Here is a 2,044-nt window from a genome sequence, read left to right on the forward strand (position 1 = left end):
GTAACCGTCCGACCCTGACCGTATAGACGGCCGATGAAGGCGAAGCCATGCTTTCCGGGGGCACAAATGTGACTGTGTCCACAAAGGAATCATGGACACAGTGACTGAATTCTCCGAAGTCAAAGTCGCACGGAGGTATCGCCGGCGTACCGTGGACGAGAAACGCCAGATCGTCGAAGAGACGTTATCCAGCGGACGTTCGGTGGCGGAGATTGCACGCAGTCACGAATTGAACGCGAATCAGCTGTTCGACTGGCGCAAGCAGTATCTGGATGGACGACTTGGCATGCACGGTCGCGAATCCGCGTTGCTGCCGGTCACCGTGAATGAGGCAGGTGACAGCGGCATGGCCGAGCCGCCAGAATCTACGCCGTCGGCACCGGTGCCCGGCAAGATGCGCATCCAGTTGCCACGAGGCGAGATACACGTTGAAGGGAGCGTCGATCCCGACACGCTGCGCGTGGTGATCCAGTGCCTGAGCCGATGATTGGTCCGCTCGCAAACACGCGCATCTGGGTTGCCGCCGGATTTACGGATATGCGCTGCGGCTTCGACGGCCTGGCCGCGAAGGTGCAGACCGTGCTGGCGAAGGATCCATTCTCTGGCCACATCTTCGTGTTCAGGGGCAAACGTGGCGACCTCATCAAGTGCCTGTACTGGCGCGACGGCGGCCTATGTCTGTTCGCCAAACGCCTGGAGCGTGGGCGCTTTGCGTGGCCTCGTGTTGACGGCGGTGTTGTTTCGCTGACCAGCGCTCAACTCGGACTTCTGCTCGAAGGATTCGACTGGCGACAGCCCGTCGATGCAGCGCGCCCCTGCAGCGCTTTGTAAACGTATGTGACAACGCGGGCATGGCGCAACACACGCGCGTAAACTGCGTGCATGGCATCCAGCGACGCTACCCTTCCGGACGATATCGAGGCCTTGAAGGCTCTCCTGCTAGCGCGTGAAGCGGCGTTACGTGAGCACGAAGGCGAGCTCACGGATCTACGCGACACTGTAACGATGCTCCGGAAGACACTCTCCGACCGGGCGCTCGAGATCGATCACCTGAAGCTGTGGATCGCGAAGCTCCAGCGCATGCAGTTCGGGCGCAAGTCGGAGAAGATTGATCGCCAGATCGAGCAACTGGAATTGCGTCTCGAAGATCTGCAGGCCGATGACGGCGCGGCGACGATCGACGCACCGACAAGGCCCCGCCCAGAAACCGGCAAGCCGACAGGACGCAAGCCACCTCCCGAACATCTGCCGCGCGAAGACGTTGTACATCAGCCCGAGGACGCGTGCTGTCCGCAATGCGGCGGCGCGCTTGGCGACCTCGGCGAGGACGTTTCCGAGCAACTCGACTATGTACCGGGGCATTGGCGAGTGATTCGTCACCGCCGAGTCAAGAAGGCCTGTACCTGTTGCGACTGCATCGTGCAGGCGGCTGCGCCCAGCCGGCCAATCGATCGCGGCATGCCCGGTCCCGGGTTGCTCGCGCATGTTCTGGTCGCCAAATTCTGTGACCACCTTCCCCTGTATCGACAGTCAGTGATTTACGCGCGCGACGGCGTGGAACTCAGCCGTTCGACACTCGCGGACTGGGTCGGCCAATGCAGTGCGTTGCTCCGGCCACTCGTAGAGGTGGTTCGCCGTTATGTGATGGCCGCCCCGAAGATCCATGCGGATGACACGCCGGTACCTGTGCTCGAGCCCGGCAATGGCAAGACCCGTACCGCACGTCTCTGGACATACGTTAGGGATGACCGGCCGGCTGGCTCGAAGGACGCGCCGGCGGTCTGGTTCGCATACAGTCCCACCAGGGCTGGTGAATATCCACAGGCCCATCTGAAGGACTTCAGGGGAACGTTGCAGGCCGATGCGTTTGCGGGGTACAACGCGATCTACGAAGCTGGTGGTGTGCGTGAGGCTGCATGCATGGCGCACGCGCGCCGCAAATTCCACGACCTGTTCGTCGCACGCAGGAACGAGGTTAACACTGAAGCGTTGCGCCGGATCGGCGAACTGTACGCGATTGAGGCCGCGATTCGTGGCAAACCAC

Annotated in this window: 3 protein-coding genes; all 3 read left to right on the forward strand. The window is 61.7% G+C overall.

The window, feature by feature from the left end; translation table 11 throughout:
* The first annotated feature begins 91 nt into the window (after positions 1-91).
* Positions 92-487, forward strand: a complete 396-nt coding sequence (gene tnpA / locus P3T43_RS35580; protein WP_429285657.1) for an IS66-like element accessory protein TnpA — start codon at positions 92-94, stop codon at positions 485-487.
* A complete protein-coding gene (gene tnpB / locus P3T43_RS35585; protein WP_278498748.1) occupies positions 484-831 on the forward strand; it encodes an IS66 family insertion sequence element accessory protein TnpB in 348 nt (115 codons plus the stop codon). The genes tnpA and tnpB overlap by 4 nt, the downstream gene beginning before the upstream one ends.
* Positions 832-882: 51 nt before the next feature.
* Positions 883-2,044, forward strand: a 1,162-nt coding sequence (gene tnpC / locus P3T43_RS35590; protein WP_429285658.1) for an IS66 family transposase, incomplete at its 3' end; no start/stop codon positions are given.

Origin of the sequence: Paraburkholderia sp. GAS41, assembly GCF_050436545.1 — a bacterium.
Classification (GTDB): domain Bacteria; phylum Pseudomonadota; class Gammaproteobacteria; order Burkholderiales; family Burkholderiaceae; genus Paraburkholderia.